Raw genomic sequence first — 16678 nt, forward strand, 5'->3', positions numbered from 1 at the left:
CCGATCACAACATCAAACGCCCCGGCCAACCGGGGCGTTTTTATTTTCGGTTCCAAATAATTTTTAACCGGGCGGAACAATTGGGTTCCCACGGCATTGTGGAGAGTTGGGGCTGAGTTCCATGTCATTGATTTCACGACCTTAACCGTTATTCCAGCTTGATCTGCCGCGGGGCAGCGGGTCTATTTCGTGAAATTGCATCTCAGCCAATGAGATTTTGAGATTTTGCGCGAACTGGCCGAGGAGACACCATGAGTGATCTTTCCCCTGGAGCATCTCCCTCCGCTCGCCGGGTCGCCCAAACCCAAACCACCTCCCACCAACGGCACGTCCGATCCGATGCAGGACCTGCTGCACGCGTTGCAGGCAATGCGCGCCGGCGATTTCTCGGTGCGTATGACCGGCGATCACCTCGGCATCGAGGGCAAGATTGCCGACACCTTCAACGAAATCGTCGCCTCCAACCAACGAATGGCGCAGCAACTGGAGCACGTCGGCCAGGTCGTCGGCCGCGAAGGCAAGACGCGCCAGCGCGTCAAGTTCGACCTCTCGAGCGGCTCGTGGGCGGACATGGAAGGCTCCGTCAACACGCTGATCGACGACCTGCTGTGGCCGACCCGCGAAGTCACGCGCGCGGTTGCCGCGGTGGCACAGGGCGATCTACTGCAGACCGTAAAACTCGACGTCGACGGCCGCCCGCTGGGCGGCGAATTTCTTCAGTCTGCCACCATCGTCAACACGATGATCAAGCAACTCGGCGTGTTCACCTCGGAAGTGACGCGCGTGGCGCGCGAAGTCGGCACCGAGGGCAAGCTCGGCGGCCAGGCCCAGGTGCCGGAAGTGACCGGCGTCTGGAAAGACCTGACCGAGAGCGTCAACTCGATGGCCAACAACCTCACCGGCCAGGTCCGCAACATTGCCGAAGTGACCATTGCGGTCGCCAATGGCGACCTGTCGAAGAAGATCACGGTCGACGTCCGCGGCGAGATCCTGCAGCTCAAGGAAGCCATCAACACGATGGTGGACCAACTCCGCTCCTTCGCTTCCGAAGTGACGCGCGTGGCCCGCGAAGTCGGCACCGACGGCAAGCTCGGCGGCCAGGCGATCGTTCCTGGCGTCGCCGGCACCTGGAAGGATCTGACCGACTCCGTCAACGCGATGTGCGGCAACCTCACCGCACAGGTCCGCAACATTGCCAACGTCACTACCGCGGTCGCCCGTGGCGACCTCTCCCGCAAGATCACGGTCGACGTCCGCGGCGAAATCCTCGAGCTCAAGGACACCATCAACACGATGGTCGACCAGCTCAACTCGTTCGCCTCGGAAGTGACGCGCGTCGCGCGCGAGGTCGGCACCGAAGGCAAGCTCGGCGGTCAGGCCCAGGTGCCTGGTGTGGCCGGCACCTGGAAGGACCTCACCGACAACGTCAACTTCATGGCCTCCAACCTGACGGCGCAGGTCCGCAACATCGCCGATGTCGCGACCGCCATTGCCGGCGGCGACCTTTCCAAGAAGATCACCGTGAACGTCTCGGGCGAAATCCTTCAGTTGAAGGAAACGCTCAACACCATGGTCGACCAGCTCAATGCTTTTGCCGGCGAAGTGACGCGCGTGGCGCGCGAAGTCGGCACCGAGGGACGGCTCGGCGGTCAGGCCAACGTGCTCGGCGTCGCCGGCACCTGGAAGGACCTCACCGAGAGCGTCAACTCGATGGCCTCCAACCTGACGGCGCAGGTCCGCAACATCGCCGAGGTGACGACCGCGGTCGCCAATGGCGACCTGTCGAAAAAGATCACGGTGGACGTCCGCGGCGAAATTCTGGAGCTGAAGGACACCATCAACACGATGGTGGACCAGCTCAACGCGTTTGCCGGCGAAGTGACGCGCGTGGCGCGCGAAGTCGGCACCGAAGGCAAGCTCGGCGGCCAGGCCAACGTGCGCGGCGTCGCCGGCACCTGGAAGGACCTCACCGACAACGTCAATTCGATGGCCGGCAACCTCACCGCTCAGGTTCGCAACATCGCCGAAGTCGCGACCGCGGTGGCGAAGGGCGACCTGTCGAAGAAGATCACGGTCAACGTCTCGGGCGAAATCCTTCAGTTGAAGGAAACGCTGAACACGATGGTCGACCAGCTCAACGCCTTCGCCGGCGAAGTGACGCGCGTGGCGCGCGAGGTCGGCACCGACGGTAAGCTCGGCGGCCAGGCACAGGTGCCTGAAGTGGCCGGCACCTGGAAGGATTTGACCGACTCCGTGAACTCGATGGCGGGCAATCTCACCGCACAGGTGCGCAACATCGCGGAAGTGGCGACCGCCATTGCCGGCGGCGACCTCTCGCGAAAAATCACGGTCGACGTGCGCGGCGAAATCCTGCAGCTCAAGGAAACGCTGAACACGATGGTCGACCAGCTCAACCGCTTCGCGGGTGAAGTGACCCGCGTGGCGCGCGAGGTCGGCACCGAGGGACGGCTCGGCGGCCAGGCCAACGTGCCCGGCGTCGCCGGCACCTGGAAGGACCTCACCGACAACGTCAACTCGATGGCCGGCAACCTCACGGGCCAGGTCCGCAACATCGCCGAGGTGACCACGGCGGTGGCCAAGGGCGACCTGTCGAAGAAGATCACCGTCGACGTCAAAGGCGAGATTCTCGAACTGAAGAACACCGTCAACACGATGGTGGACCAGCTCAACGCCTTCGCGTCGGAAGTGACGCGCGTGGCGCGCGAGGTCGGTACCGAAGGCAAGCTCGGCGGCCAGGCCCAGGTGCCTGAAGTCGCCGGCACCTGGAAGGACCTGACCGACAACGTCAACTTCATGGCCTCGAACCTGACGGCACAGGTCCGCAACATCGCTGAGGTCGCAACCGCGATCGCCGGCGGCGACCTCTCCAAGAAGATCACTGTGGACGTCCGCGGCGAGATCCTGCTGCTAAAGGACACCCTCAATACAATGGTCGAGCAGCTACGCTCCTTCGCCGCCGAAGTGACGCGCGTGGCGCGCGAGGTCGGCACCGAGGGCCGGCTCGGTGGCCAGGCCGTGGTGCCCGGCGTCGGCGGCACCTGGAAGGATCTGACCGACAACGTCAACCTGCTGGCGGCCAACCTGACCACGCAGGTGCGCAACATCGCGGAAGTCACGACCGCCGTGGCGCGCGGCGACCTGTCGCGCAAGATCACCGTGGACGTGAAGGGCGAAATCCTCGAACTGAAGAACACCATCAACACGATGGTCGACCAGCTCAACGCCTTTGCCGGCGAAGTGACGCGCGTGGCGCGCGAGGTCGGCACCGAGGGCAAGCTCGGCGGTCAGGCGCAGGTCCCGGGCGTCGCCGGCACCTGGAAGGACCTCACCGACACCGTCAACTTCATGGCGGCCAATTTAACCGAACAGGTCCGCGGCATCGTCAAGGTGGTGACCGCGGTGGCCAACGGCGACCTGAAGCAGAACCTGACGGTGAAATCAAAGGGCGAAGTCGCGGCCCTTGCCGACACCATCAACAACATGACCGAGACGCTCGCGACCTTTGCCGATCAGGTCACCAGCGTGGCGCGCGAAGTCGGCGTCGAGGGGCGCCTCGGCGGCCAGGCCAACGTGCCCGGCGCGGCCGGCACCTGGAAGGACCTCACCGGCAACGTCAACCTGCTCGCCGCCAACCTGACCTCGCAGGTGCGCGCGATCGCCGAGGTGGCGACCGCCGTGACCAAGGGCGACCTGACCCGCTCGATCCAGGTCGACGCCCGCGGCGAAGTGGCCGAACTCAAGGACAACATCAACACGATGATCGGCAACCTGCGCCTCACCACCCAGGTGAACACCGAGCAGGACTGGCTGAAGACAAACCTCGCAAGATTCACCAACATGTTGCAGGGCCAGCGCGAACTGTCCACCGTCGGCCGGCTGCTGCTGACCGAACTGGCGCCGCTCGTCAACGCGCATATGGGCGCAATCTACCAGGTGGAGAATGCCGAGACGCCGCAATTGCGCCTGCTCTCCCCCTATGCCGGCGATGGCGCCAATCCGCATCCGCAGCTCGTGCAGCTCGGCGAAGGATTGATCGGCCAGTGCGCCATGGACAAGCGGCAGCGGCTGGTATCGGATATCCCCAGCGACACCGCTCCGATCAATTCGGCGCTGCTGCGCGCGATCCCGAAGAACATCGTCGTGCTTCCGGTGCTGTTCGAGAACCAGGTGAAGGCCGTGATCGAGCTTTCCTCGATCTCGTCTTTCACGACGTCACAGATGACCTTCCTGGAACAGCTCACCGACAGCATCGGCATCGTGCTCAACTCGATCGAGGCCACGATGCAGACCGAGGGCCTGTTGAAGCAGTCCCAGCAGCTCGCCGGTGAACTGCAGACGCAGCAGAAGGAATTGCAGCAGACCAACGAACAGCTCGAACAGAAGGCCCAGCAGCTCGCCGAACGTAACGTCGAGGTGGAACGAAAGAACCAGGAAATCGAACAAGCGCGACGCGCGCTTGAGGAAAAGGCAACGGAACTTGCGCTGACATCGAAGTACAAGTCCGAATTCCTCGCCAACATGTCGCACGAGCTGCGCACGCCGCTCAACAGCATCCTGATCCTCGGCCAGCAGCTCACCGAAAACCCCGACGGCAATCTGTCGCTGAAGCAGGTCGAGTTTGCCCGCACCATCCACGGCGCCGGCACCGATCTTCTCAACCTGATCAGCGACATCCTCGACCTGTCGAAGATCGAATCCGGCACGGTGACGGTCGATGCCGAGGAAATCATGACGTCGAGCCTGCTGGAGACCGTCGGCCGCCCGTTCAAGCACGAGGCCGAAAACCGCCAACTCTGGTTCAACATCAATGTCGACGAGAACCTTCCCCGCAGCATGGTCACCGACTCCAAGCGGCTGCAGCAGGTGCTGAAGAACCTACTGTCGAACGCGTTCAAGTTCACCGCGGAAGGCGGCGTGAAGCTGAGCGTGTCGGCCGCCGTCGGCGGCTGGAGTGCCGAACACCCGATCCTCAATCACGCGCCCGCCGTTGTCGCCTTCGAGGTGACGGATACCGGCATCGGCATTCCCTTGGAGAAACAGAAACTGATCTTCGAGGCGTTCCAGCAGGCGGACGCCGGCACCAGCCGGAAATACGGCGGCACCGGTCTCGGCCTTGCGATCAGCCGCGAGCTCGCGAGCCTGCTCGGCGGCGAAATCCATCTGCGCAGCGCACCCGGCAAGGGCAGCACCTTCGTACTTTATCTGCCGCTGAAATATTCCGGCCCCACGATCGCGCCGCGCATCGCTGCGCCGTCGCCATTCACGTCCGCGCCGGCGCTGCCAGCCACCTCAACGCAGGAGCGCGTCGCCGAGCAATTGCCGGACGACCGCCGCGATCTCGCGCCGGGAGACAACATCCTCCTGATCGTCGAGGACGATCCGCATTATGCGCGGGTGCTGATCGATCTGGCCCGCGACAAGGGCTTCAAGGTGCTGGTCGCGAGCCGCGGCGCCGAAGCGCTCGAGCTCGCCAAGCAGTTCCAGCCGACAGCGGTTTCGCTCGACGTGTTCCTGCCTGACATGCTGGGCTGGACCGTGCTGAGCCAACTCAAGCACAGTCCGCTGACGCGGCACATTCCGGTGCAGATCATCACGCTCGACGAAGACCGTCAGCATGCGCTGGCGCGTGGCGCGTTTTCCTTCGTCAACAAGCCGACGACGACCGAGGGTGTCAGCGCGGCGCTGTCGCAGATCAAGGAATACGCCAAGCCCCGCCGCAAGCGCCTGCTGATCGTGGAGGACAATGCCGCCGAGCAGATGAGCATCACCGAATTGCTCGGCCATGACGACATCGAGATCCTCACCGCCGACACTGGCGCCGATGCCTTGTCGACGTTGCGGAACCAGCCCTGCGACTGCGTCGTGCTCGATCTGCGATTGCCTGACATGAGCGGCTTCGAGGTGCTTGACCGGCTTCGCAACGACGAAGCGCTATCGAACGTTCCGGTTGTGGTGTTCACGGGGCGGGAACTTTCGGCCGAGGAGGATGCGGAACTTCACACCATGGCGAGGAGCATCGTGGTGAAAGGCGTCGAATCGCCGGAACGCCTGCTCGACGAAACGTCGCTGTTTTTGCACCGTGTGATCACGGAATTGCCCGTCGAGAAGCAGAGAATGCTCGAAAAGCTCAATAGCTCCGATGAGGATCTTGTTGGCAAGACCGCGCTTCTGGTTGACGACGACGCACGCAACATTTTCGCACTATCGAGCGTTCTCGAACGGCGCGGAATGAAAGTGCTGACCGCAACGACCGGCCATGAGGCCATCGCGCTGGTCGAATCCACCCCCAATATCGCAATCGTGCTGATGGATATCATGATGCCGCAAATGGACGGATATCAGACCATTGGCGTCATCCGGCAAAACCCATCCTTCAATCGCCTGCCGATCATTGCGCTGACCGCCAAGGCGATGAAGGGCGACCGCGAGAAATGCCTCGAAGCCGGCGCTTCGGACTATCTCGCCAAACCCGTCAATACCGAGCAGTTGCTGCTCGCCATCCGAATGTGGTTACACCGCTGACCGGCGTAAACAGATGATGGATCAAGAGAAGGTAAACATTCTTCTGGTTGACGATCAGCCGGCGAAGCTGCTCGCCTATGAGGTCATCCTGAAAGAACTCGGCGAGAACCTGGTCAAGGCCTCGTCCGGGCGCGAAGCGCTCGAATTCCTGCTCAAGAACGATGTTGCCATCATCCTGGTCGACGTCTGCATGCCGGAACTCGACGGGTTTGAGCTCGCGGCCATGATCCGCGAACATCCCCGCTTCCAGAAGACGGCGATGATCTTCATCTCCGCGATCCAGGTCAGCGATATCGACCGGCTGCGTGGCTATGAGATGGGCGCGGTCGACTACGTTCCGGTGCCTGTCGTGCCCGAAGTGTTGCGCGCCAAGATCAAGGTGTTCGCGGAGCTCTATCGCAAAACGCGCCAGCTCGAACGGCTCAACGTCGAACTCGAGGACCGGGTTCGCGCGCGCACCGCTGAACTGGAGGAATCGCATGCCAGGCTTCTGGAAAGCGAGCAGCGCCGCAGTCTGGCGATCGCGGCCGGAAAAATGGGCTCCTGGGACTGGGACTGGGTCAATGGCGACTTCATGTGGGACGAAGGCCAGTATCAGATCCTCGGCGTCGATCCCGGCAAGTTCGAACTGACGCCGGCCAATATCCAGGCGCTGCTTCACCCTGACGACGTTCATGAATTGCACGAGGCGTGGGCCAGCTTCGCCCGGGGCGCGAAATCATACGAAGCGGAATTCCGCATCATCCGGCCGAATGGCGAGGTGCGCTGGTGCGCGGGAACGGCGGCGGCAAGCACCGACAAGGGTGGCCGCGTCATCCGCGTCAGCGGCGTCACCGTCGACATCACCGAACGCAAGCAGGCCGAGGAGCGGCAAAGCCTGCTGGCCCGGGAGGTCGACCACCGCGCCAAGAACGCGCTGGCGCTCGCGCAATCCATCGTCCGGCTGACGCGCGGCGAGAATGTGAAGAGCTACGTCCGCTCTGTCGAAGGACGGATCAATGCGCTTGCGCGCGTGCACACCGTGCTCTCGTTGTCGAGCTGGCAAGGTGCCGAGATAAGGAAATTGATCGCCGAGGAGCTGGCGCCCTATTCCACCGGAGAGCAGATCGACTTGTCCGGTCCGGAGGTCCAATTCGAGCCGGCGACGGCTCAGACGGTTGCGCTGGCGCTGCACGAGCTCGTCACCAATTCGGCGAAGTACGGCGCGCTCTCTGCGCTGTCGGGCCGGCTGTCGGTGAGTTGGGAAGACCAGGCGGGCCTTCTCAAGATCATATGGTCGGAGACTGGCGGGCCACATGTCGAGAAGCCGGTGTCGCGAGGGTTCGGAACCAGAAGCGTCATCGCCAGCATCGAGTCGCAGCTTGGTGGCCGCGCGGAATTCGACTGGCGCCCGGAAGGCCTCGTTTGCCGCCTGTCGGTTCCGTTGTCGCACCGGCAGTTTGCCGCCGATCCGGTTTCCCTCATCGAGGTTACTGTCGATGGCAATGGTCTGCGACGCGCCGAGCGGTAAGACTGCTAACGCATTGCCCCCGCAACGGTAGCGCCCTGCGGTCGGGCCGGTCCCATCGCCAATTCGATTGCACGCATCAAATCCGGCGGACGAAACGGCTTCTGCAGACAGATGACGTCGGAAAGTTCTGGCGTTTCGGACAGAAAGTCCAGCGCGGTCATTCCCGAAATCGCAATAACGGGCAGGCCCGGCACGCGGGCGCGCATCGCCGCAATCAGATCGGAGCCGTTGGTGCCCTGCAAAAAGATGTCGACGATCGCAAGGTCGAAGCTCGTATCTTCGAACAGCTTCAATGCAGATGCGGCGCTGTCTGCCTCGATGATTTCGAAACGATGGATACGCAGCACGATGGAAATCATCGTGCGGACGCCGGCCTGATCGTCAACAACAAGCACGCGGGGCATCGAAGCCTCCCGGGTCGGTCGCACGAGCTTACGACGAGACTCCGTGGGTTTCGGCAGTTCCACAGTCTTTATTCAGCCGGTCGGTAAAGAGGTGGTTACCCCAATCGGCTTCCCCTGCTGTTTCCTTCAGGTGATAGATACGTGACCTTGGGTTGATTCCCGCCGCGGCGCCGCTAGCGTAGCTTGGCGGTGCGATTCCTACTGGTATCGGCTGGATGTCCGGCCGCATCGGATGCATTGTTGTTGCGGGTCTTATAGCTTCTGTGATGGCGCGTGCGCTGCCAGTTTGGCCGGAAGACGACATGGGTGACGAGCGCAGCATCTTTCTTTCCACGATGAAAGCGACGCGCAGCGATCGCATGGCTGCGCTGGCCGTGGTCGGCGTCTCGGCGATACTGTTCGCCTGCGCCGTGCCGTTTGCCGGCGTGCCGCTTGCCCCGGTCCCGGCGTTCGTCGCGAGCTACCAGTCCGCATTGGCGATCAATGACCTGATCACCGCTGTCCTGCTGTTTTCACAGTTCGCGATTACCCGCTCACGGGGGCTGCTGTTGCTTGCGAGCGGATATTTGTTCACGGCGATGGCGGCGATCGTCCACGCCCTCACCTTTCCCGGCCTGTTTGCGCCCGGCGGGCTGCTCGGCGCGGGACCGCAGACCACCGTTTGGCTCTATATGGTCTGGCACGGCGTATTCCCGCTACTGGTGCTCGGTTATGCGCTACTGAAGGCGACGGACAACGACAAGATGCGAAGTTCGGCCGGCACGGCCGTCGTTACGAGCATCGTTGCGGTCAGTGTCGCGATGATCGCATTCACCTGGCTCGTCACCGCCCAGCACGATCGTCTGCCGATTCTTCTGAGCGGCGGTCATTACACGCCCATCATGCTCGCCGTGGTTTCGACCGTATGGTGCCTGAGCTTCGCTGCATTGATCGTGCTGTGGCTTCGCAGGCCGCACTTCGTTCTCGACGTCTGGCTGATGGTCGTGATGAGCGCCTGGTTGTTCGACATCGCCCTCTCGGCGATCCTGAACGTGGCGCGGTTCGATGTCGGCTTCTATCTCGGCCGCATCTACGGCCTCTGCGCCGCGAGTTTCGTGCTCGCCGTGCTGCTCGTCGACAATGTCGGCCTGCAAGCCAAGCTCGCGCGCCTGCTCGGAACATCGCGTACGGAAAGCAAGCGAACGGAGCAGGCGCTTGACCAGGAGATGGAAGAGCGGCGGCGCATATTCGAATCTTCGAACGACCTCATCCTGGTGAGCGATTCTGTCGGGAATTTGATCCAGGTCAGCCCGAGCGTCACCGACATCCTCGGCTATCAGCCGTCGGAAATGGTCGGACATAACGCGATCAAGTTCATCCACCCCGACGACCTCGAACACACCCGCAAGGAGATGCGGGTGGGCCGACGGGGACAAAGCAAGCGCAATTTCGAGACGCGCTATATCAGCAAGGAGGGCAAATCAGTCGCGCTGAACTGGACCGGGACTTGGTCGGAGCCGGTCCGCCGCCACTTCTTCATCGGCCGGGACCTGACCGAAAAGCAGGCCGCGGAAGCCCAATTGCGGCATGTGCAGAAGATGGATGCGGTCGGCCAGCTCACAGGCGGCGTCGCGCACGACTTCAACAACATCCTGACCGTGATCACCGGCACCATCGGCATTCTGGAAGAAGCGGTCGCCGATCAGCCCCAGCTCGCCGCCGTCGCCAAGCTGATCGATGAGGCCGCCGAACGCGGGGCCAATTTGACCAAGCATCTGCTCGCCTTTGCCCGCAAGCAGCCGCTGCAGCCCGTCGAAGTCGACGTCAATGCGCTGGTGCTGGAGGCGGCCAAGCTGTTGCACCCCACGCTCGGCGAACACATCGAAATCACGCCGCTACTGGCCGAGGATGCGTGGACCGCGCTGGCCGATCCGAACCAGCTCACCACGGCCGTCCTCAATCTGGCCATCAACGCGCGTGACGCCATGCCCAACGGCGGCAAGCTTGCGCTCGAGACCAGCAATGTCTTCCTCGACGAAAACTATGCGAGCATGCACAGCGAGGTCACATCAGGCAATTACGTCATGATCGCAGTCAGCGACACCGGCTCCGGAATCCCGCCCGCGCTGCTCGAACGGGTATTCGAACCCTTTTTCACGACCAAGGAAGTCGGCAGGGGCACCGGCCTCGGGCTAAGCATGGTGTTCGGCTTCGTCAAGCAGTCGGGCGGCCACGTCAAGATCTACAGCGAGGAAGGCCACGGCACGTCCGTCAAGATCTATTTGCCGCGGGCAACGGGATTGCAGCAGACCGCGGCGGAAGCGCTGGTCTCGGGAAATATCGAGGGCGGCAACGAAACTGTCCTCGTCGTGGAGGACGATGCGCTGGTGCGGCGCTATGTGATGACCCAGATCGAGAGCCTGGGCTACACCACCCTGGAGGCAGCCAACGCTTCCGATGCGTTGCGCATCATCGACGATGTCTCGAACGTCGATCTGCTGTTTACCGACGTGATCATGCCCGGCATCATGAACGGCCGCCAACTCGTCGACGAAGTGCTGAAGCGCCGGCCTGACCTCAAGACGCTCTACACCTCGGGATATACCGAAAACGCCATCGTCCATCATGGCCGCCTGGATTCCGGCGTGCTGCTGCTCGCAAAACCCTATCGCAAGTCCGAGCTTGCCCGGATGATCCGGCTGGCGCTGGCCAGTTGAAGCAGCGCTGCGGCTGATATATCCGTGGATGGACGCCCCAACCGGATGCAGCCTCACGGACCGGCGCTTTGAAAAACCTGCTCACAGATATTTCCGGCGTTCGCGTCGGCCACGCCCATGACGCAAGCGTCGCCTCCGGCGTCACCGCGATCCTGTTCGACTCGCCCGCCGTGGCCTCGATCGACGTGCGCGGCGGCGGCCCCGGCACCCGCGAAGAAGCGCTGCTCAGCCCTGAGAGCACCGTCGAGGCAATTGACGGCATCGCGCTTGCCGGCGGCTCGGCGCTCGGACTGGATGCCGCGGGCGGCGTGCAGGCCTGGCTTGCCGAACAGGGGCGCGGTTTTCGCATCCGTGACGCGGTCATCCCGATCGTTCCGGGAGCGATCTGCTTCGATCTGCTCAACGGCGGCAACAAGGCATGGGGACGCTTCCCCCCCTATCGCGATCTCGGCTACGCCGCGGCCAGTGCGGCGACTGACGATTTCGCGCTCGGCAGCGTCGGCGCCGGCCTCGGCGCGACCACTGCCAATTTCAAGGGCGGCCTCGGCTCCGCTTCGGCACAGACCGACGGCGGCGTGACCGTCGGCGCGCTCGCGGTGGTCAATGCGGTGGGCAGCGTGACGGTCGGCGACGGCCCGTGGTTCTGGGCTGCGCCGTTCGAGAAGGACGACGAGTTTGGCGGGCGCGGACTGCCGCCCTCGTTCACGCCCGATATGCTGAGAGCCCGCCTCAAGGGCGCGCCGTTAGCTACTCCGTCGCAGAACACCACGCTGGTGGTCGTCGTCACCGATGCGGTGCTGACCAAACCGCAGGCCAGGCGGCTCGCGATGATCGCGCAAACCGGCATGGCGCGCGCCATCTATCCCGTGCATGCGCCGCTGGACGGCGACGTGGTGTTTGCCGCCGCGACCGGCAAGAAGCCGATCGATCCATTGTTCGGCCTCACCGAACTCGGCATGGTGGCCGCTAATACGGTCGCGCGCGCGATCGCGCGCGGCGTCCATGCTGCGACCGCGCTACCCTTTCCGGGTGCGCTCCCGGCGTGGGGCGATCGTTTCGGCTAGAGCATGGTCCGCTCAGGCGCTGACCGAGAGCGACCCGGTGGCGCTCGATGAGATTGCCTTGGCTTCGCGCTGGATCATCTGCTCGATGAAATTGTAGGACGATGTCGCTGATGCGGACGAGCTTCCGGAGGCGGGCGACGTCATCGTCACTTTCGAGCCATCCGCATAGGTCAGCGACGTCGTTACCGAACCATCGCTGTTGGTGACGGTCGTGGTGGTGGCGCCCTGCCGTGCCTGTGAGACTGGATCGGAGCCTGATCCGTCGCTACCGCTCGCCTCATCGCGATCGCGATGATGGCCCTTGTCGGGCCGGAGCGCCGACGCCAGTTCCTTGAGACTGACCGAGCCGTCGCCGTCCTGGTCGAGCTTGCCGAACACGCTGTCGGCCTGCGCGAGGTTGGTGCCACCGGCACCGAGCGCCTCTTCGAATTCCGTCTTGCTGATCTTGCCGTCACCGTCGCCATCGATCTGCCCGAACAGGTCCTTCAGCGCGGCGTGACGGCTCTTGGAAGCCGTGGCCGATCCCGTCGAGGACTGGCTTTGCGCGTCAAGCAGCGCGCTCATGGTTTCCGGCGATATCGTCGAAAAGCCGTTGCCCGAGCCGGACCCTGGACCAATCGAAGCCGGCGCAGTCGGGGACGACTGGCCGAAGCTAGCGAAGTTCTGGCTGAGGCCGGTGGTTGGCGCAGACGATTTGGACGACGTCAGCGCCTTGAGGACATCGATGGCCGATGACGCGGCACTCAGAGCAAAGAACATGGCGGAACTCCAACAATGCCGCGCGCAAAGCGGCCTACAGCTCGTGTTCCGTTTTCCTCAGCAAGCGCCGTGCCATGAAGAAAACCCAATAAAGCCGGGCCTTTCCGTATCCCGTCCGACCGGCAAACCCGGCAATAGCTGCCCGCCGCGGCAGATTTTTCCGCCCACAGGAGACGGCAGCGCCGCGCATTGCCCCCGGCCGTGCTGCATGTTACGCGAGACCATTCCGCCCTCTCGCAAGCCTTTCGGTAAAGCGCACATGTCCCAGCAATTTGCGTCGCGTCCCCTGGTCATCGCACCGTCGATCCTGGCGGCGGATTTCGCCAAGCTCGGCGAGGAAGTACGCGCTGTGGACGCCGCGGGCGCCGACTGGATCCATCTCGATGTGATGGACGGACATTTCGTGCCGAACATTTCCTACGGCCCCGATGTCATCAAGGCGATGCGCCCGCATACGAAGAAGATTTTCGACGCGCATCTGATGATCTCGCCCTGCGACCCCTACCTCGAGGCCTTTGCAAAGGCCGGTTGCGATCACATCACTGTCCATGCCGAAGCCGGCCCGCATCTGCATCGCTCGCTGCAGGCGATCCGCGCGCTCGGCAAAAAGGCCGGCGTCTCGCTCAACCCGGGCACGCCGGCGAGCACGATCGAGTATGTCATCGACCTGATCGATCTGGTGCTTGTGATGTCGGTCAATCCCGGCTTTGGCGGCCAGGCTTTCATCAAATCCGCGCTCGGCAAGGTCAGCGACGTCAGGGCGATGGCCGCGGGACGTCCGATCGACATCGAGGTCGATGGCGGCGTCGGCCCTGATGTCGCTGGCCTTTTGGCCGCCGCCGGCGCCAATGCGCTGGTCGCGGGCTCCGCGGTGTTCAAGGGCGGCACCGTGGACAGCTACAAGGCCAACATTTCCGCGATCCGCAACGCGGCGGCGCTGGCGCGCGGCGAAGCGGTTTAGCTAGCTCACCGACCACACCCAGGTCGTGCCGCAGCCTTGGCAATTGTCGCTGCTGGCGGAAGCGAGCTGACAAGCAAACGGTGTCGTCCCTGCGAACCAGGGATCCATACGCCGCGGCCCGCGCGAATTGAGGAAGTGCCTGCCGTTCGATCTTGTTTCCACAAGCACCGCCGGTGGTTATGGGCCCCTGCGTTCGCAGGGGCGACGGCGATAGCCGGCAGGAAAGCCACACCGGGCATGCAGCGAGCTATGGAACCCTAAAGTCCACGCTCCGGCCACAAAGCCTCACGCATCTCGCCATAAACGCGGACCAGCATCCCGCCTTTCACGGACGGGACAGAGATATGATCAAGGCCTTCACCACAGCCGCAATGCTCCTGGTACTCGCGCCCTCTGCCGCGCTCGCGCAGCGCGCAGGCGACGCGGCCCTCGGCGCCGTGGCCGGCGCGGTCGTGCTGGGTCCGGTCGGGGCTGTCGCCGGCGCCTTCGTCGGCTATACGGCCGGGCCTTCGATATCGCGCTCGTGGGGACTGGAAGGCTCGCGCTCGTCGCGGCACCGCAGACATACCTCAAGGGACAGCGTGCGAGGCGCCAGGGCGGAAGCGGTAGGCCCTGCATCCAATTCGGCCGGTCAGGCCGAACGGAGCGGCCGCGTCACCAGCTATCCCGTGCCGAACCCGCCGCGCTCCGCCAAGACGCTGCCGCCCGTCCAGACTCTCGAGTGAGCGCACGCGCCGTCTGATAGCGGCGTTACCCCTTGCCGCCCTCCTGCACCGGCGCCAAGGTCGATCGTGGCGGGCGCACCACCGTCACGGTGCATGCGGCCTCGGTCGCGACCTTGGCCGAAACGTTGCCTAGCAACGTCCGCAGCATCGGTCGTCCTAAGCGGCCGTAATCGCATTGACGTTTTCCGGCGCGAAGAACTCAGCGGGTGATATTGTTCCGGCATTCATCCGCGCGAACGCATCCATAGCTCTCTGATTGCCGTGAATCGCGCCAAAGAGGTGCTGCATATCCGGTGGCGGTGGTTCCAGCGTCGCCAGCATGCAGGTGAATTCATACATTGCCGCCACCCGTGTATCGCGCGCGCGATGGTAATCGCTCATCGCCGCGTCGAACGGCTGCGCTCCCGAGAAGGCCCTGTCGAGCGCGACCGCGCAGAGCTCGGCGTCATGGAAGGCGTCCATGATTCCTTGTCCGGTGATGAAGTCCCGGTTGTAGCCCGCGTCGCCCACGAGCACCCAGCCGGGGCCGTAGGGCTTGCGAAAGTAGTTCGGCACCGCCGCACCGGCGAAGCGCGCTTCCCGCTTGGCTTCGTGCAGGCGTTCGGCGAACGCCGGCGCCAACGCGATGGTCTTCAGGTAATTCCCTTCGATGTCCTTCTTGCAATCGTCGAACCTTGCGTATGGCCAACCGGCGATCACCATCGTCAGCCCGTCATGGGTTGGAGCGGCGGCAAATCCGGTCCCGTCACGGATATATTGCTCAAACTTGCCGAACATCGGCAGTCCGCTCCAGTAGGTGTAATACGCGACGAGCAGAATGGGTTTCTCGTCATAGTGCTCTGGCCGGACCGCTTCGGCCACGAACGAGTGTCTGCCGTCGGCGCCGACGACGATTTCAGCGCGCTCGGTGATAGCGCCGCCATGCTTCGAGCGGCCCTTGATGCCGACCGCCCGTCCGTCCTCGATCAAGATTTCATCCACGGCGAAGCCTTCGCGAACTTCCGCGCCGGACTGAGCCGCAGCATCGACGAGCAGCTTGTCGAGTGTCGTGCGGCGCGGACAGTACGCAACCGGCGCTTCACTCGTGCCTGGCGCGCCCACAATCGTGAAAGGACCAAAGTCGAAAGCATAGCTGTCGATCGGCGGGCACCCGGTCACAGCCAGACGATCGAGAAGGCCCCAACTGGACAGGGCACTTACGCCAAGGGGATGCAAGATGTGCGTAGAGACCGTGTCGCTCGGAAAAGTTGCGCGGTCGACCACGAGAACCCGATATCCTTTCCGGGCCAGCAGCATTGCGGTCGGCGATCCTGCGCAGCGGGCGCCCACTACGATTGCGTCGAATGCCTTGGTCATCGCGGCTCTCTCCTTGTGCTGACAAGTCAGACGCGGGCTCGGCGCATCGCGGGTCCGCGGCGTGCCATGGCTGGTGCTAGAGAGAAACGGGAGCCGGCGCTTCGGGAGAACGCCCCAATCGGGCCCTTGCAAACGTATGGGTGATCTTCCCCATTCGCGGGCGCCGTAGGTATGGCACGATCGTGACGTGTCGAAGCCGGCGGCAAGCCGCCGGGGAAGGAGAAACGATATGAGCGATGCATTCGAGGGGCGTTGTCTCTGCGGTGCCGTACGCTTCCGTGCGGCTGGGCGCCCGAAATGGGTCCTGTGGTGCCACTGCGAGAGTTGCCGGCGCCATACCGGAGCGCCGGCATCCGTCTTCGTTGCCTTCGACGATTCCGCCGTCACGGTAACAAGCGGAGCGATCAGCAAATACAATTCATCGCCGGGCGTGGAGCGCGGGTTCTGCGCAAGGTGCGGCTCGACCCTGACCTGCGCGAACCAGCGACGGCCCAATGAGACACACTTTCATCTCGGCGCGTTCGAAGAACCCGAGAAGCTCAAGCCCACGGGAGAGGCGTTTGCAGGCGAACGGCTTCCGTGGTTGCACCCGGAAGCCGAGTCCGGCTCGCCTGTTTGACCGTCCGAAGCTGATCGAAGAAACCTTCGACCTTAATCTCA

Annotated in this window: 11 protein-coding genes; 7 read left to right on the forward strand and 4 right to left on the reverse strand. The window is 63.5% G+C overall.

The annotated features are described in order from the left end of the window. Positions 1-339: 339 nt before the first annotated feature. Both V1277_RS02715 and V1277_RS02720 read left to right on the forward strand, forming a co-directional pair. Positions 340-6543, forward strand: coding sequence for a HAMP domain-containing protein (locus tag V1277_RS02715; RefSeq protein ID WP_442894559.1), 6204 nt, complete (start codon positions 340-342; stop codon positions 6541-6543). Positions 6544-6559: 16 nt separating this feature from the next. Continuing rightward, on the forward strand, positions 6560-8053 hold the full coding sequence (locus V1277_RS02720) for a sensor histidine kinase (protein ID WP_334420264.1): 1494 nt from the start codon (positions 6560-6562) through the stop codon (positions 8051-8053). Between the two features lie 5 nt (positions 8054-8058). Here the strand turns inward: V1277_RS02720 and V1277_RS02725 are convergent, their stop codons facing one another. Next, the gene (locus tag V1277_RS02725) at positions 8059-8457 is read right to left on the reverse strand and encodes a response regulator (RefSeq protein ID WP_334420265.1); all 399 of its coding nucleotides are present in this window, start codon (positions 8455-8457) and stop codon (positions 8059-8061) included. Positions 8458-8759: 302 nt separating this feature from the next. Between V1277_RS02725 and V1277_RS02730 the strand changes: the two genes are divergently transcribed. Together V1277_RS02730 and V1277_RS02735 are read left to right on the forward strand one after the other, a co-directional pair. Continuing rightward, entirely contained in the window at positions 8760-11153 is a 2394-nt protein-coding gene (locus tag V1277_RS02730; protein ID WP_334414908.1) for an MASE4 domain-containing protein, read from the forward strand. 68 nt (positions 11154-11221) lie between these two features. Continuing rightward, positions 11222-12217: a P1 family peptidase gene (locus tag V1277_RS02735; protein ID WP_334414909.1), complete on the forward strand. Its 996-nt coding sequence runs from the start codon at positions 11222-11224 to the stop codon at positions 12215-12217. A gap of 12 nt (positions 12218-12229) precedes the next feature. On the opposite strand, the gene V1277_RS02740 is transcribed toward V1277_RS02735, so the two are convergent. After that, positions 12230-12976: an EF-hand domain-containing protein gene (locus V1277_RS02740; RefSeq protein WP_334414910.1), complete on the reverse strand. Its 747-nt coding sequence runs from the start codon at positions 12974-12976 to the stop codon at positions 12230-12232. A gap of 259 nt (positions 12977-13235) precedes the next feature. Here V1277_RS02740 and rpe point away from each other — a divergent pair, with 259 nt between their 5' ends. Together rpe and V1277_RS02750 are read left to right on the forward strand one after the other, a co-directional pair. After that, positions 13236-13937, forward strand: a complete 702-nt coding sequence (rpe, locus tag V1277_RS02745) for a ribulose-phosphate 3-epimerase (protein ID WP_334414911.1) — start codon at positions 13236-13238, stop codon at positions 13935-13937. Positions 13938-14281: 344 nt separating this feature from the next. After that, complete coding sequence (locus V1277_RS02750; RefSeq protein WP_334414912.1) at positions 14282-14662, forward strand: hypothetical protein; 381 nt, start codon at positions 14282-14284, stop codon at positions 14660-14662. Between the two features lie 25 nt (positions 14663-14687). Here V1277_RS02750 and V1277_RS02755 read toward each other — a convergent pair whose 3' ends face one another. Together V1277_RS02755 and V1277_RS02760 are read right to left on the reverse strand one after the other, a co-directional pair. After that, complete coding sequence (locus tag V1277_RS02755) at positions 14688-14810, reverse strand: hypothetical protein (RefSeq protein ID WP_334414913.1); 123 nt, start codon at positions 14808-14810, stop codon at positions 14688-14690. An 8-nt stretch (positions 14811-14818) separates the two neighbouring features. Next, the gene (locus tag V1277_RS02760) at positions 14819-16018 is read right to left on the reverse strand and encodes an NAD(P)/FAD-dependent oxidoreductase (protein ID WP_334420266.1); all 1200 of its coding nucleotides are present in this window, start codon (positions 16016-16018) and stop codon (positions 14819-14821) included. A 229-nt stretch (positions 16019-16247) separates the two neighbouring features. Between V1277_RS02760 and V1277_RS34935 the strand changes: the two genes are divergently transcribed. Continuing rightward, positions 16248-16637 carry a GFA family protein gene (locus V1277_RS34935; RefSeq protein ID WP_442894443.1) on the forward strand — a complete coding sequence of 130 codons (390 nt, stop codon included), beginning with the start codon at positions 16248-16250 and terminating at the stop codon, positions 16635-16637. Positions 16638-16678 lie beyond the last annotated feature (41 nt).

Origin of the sequence: Bradyrhizobium sp. AZCC 1588, assembly GCF_036924735.1 — a bacterium.
Lineage (GTDB): Bacteria > Pseudomonadota > Alphaproteobacteria > Rhizobiales > Xanthobacteraceae > Bradyrhizobium.

Excerpts from the sequence above, each read along its gene's own strand:
- V1277_RS02715 (WP_442894559.1), top strand. The coding sequence starts at position 340 with ATGCAGGACCTGCTGCACGCGTTGCAGGCAATGCGCGCCGGCGATTTC.
- V1277_RS02720 (WP_334420264.1), top strand. The coding sequence starts at position 6,560 with ATGGATCAAGAGAAGGTAAACATTCTTCTGGTTGACGATCAGCCGGCG.
- V1277_RS02725 (WP_334420265.1), bottom strand. The coding sequence starts at position 8,457 with ATGCCCCGCGTGCTTGTTGTTGACGATCAGGCCGGCGTCCGCACGATG.
- V1277_RS02730 (WP_334414908.1), top strand. The coding sequence starts at position 8,760 with ATGGGTGACGAGCGCAGCATCTTTCTTTCCACGATGAAAGCGACGCGC.
- V1277_RS02740 (WP_334414910.1), bottom strand. The coding sequence starts at position 12,976 with ATGTTCTTTGCTCTGAGTGCCGCGTCATCGGCCATCGATGTCCTCAAG.
- rpe (WP_334414911.1), top strand. The coding sequence starts at position 13,236 with ATGTCCCAGCAATTTGCGTCGCGTCCCCTGGTCATCGCACCGTCGATC.
- V1277_RS02750 (WP_334414912.1), top strand. The coding sequence starts at position 14,282 with ATGATCAAGGCCTTCACCACAGCCGCAATGCTCCTGGTACTCGCGCCC.
- V1277_RS02755 (WP_334414913.1), bottom strand. The coding sequence starts at position 14,810 with ATGCTGCGGACGTTGCTAGGCAACGTTTCGGCCAAGGTCGCGACCGAG.
- V1277_RS02760 (WP_334420266.1), bottom strand. The coding sequence starts at position 16,018 with ATGACCAAGGCATTCGACGCAATCGTAGTGGGCGCCCGCTGCGCAGGA.
- V1277_RS34935 (WP_442894443.1), top strand. The coding sequence starts at position 16,248 with ATGAGCGATGCATTCGAGGGGCGTTGTCTCTGCGGTGCCGTACGCTTC.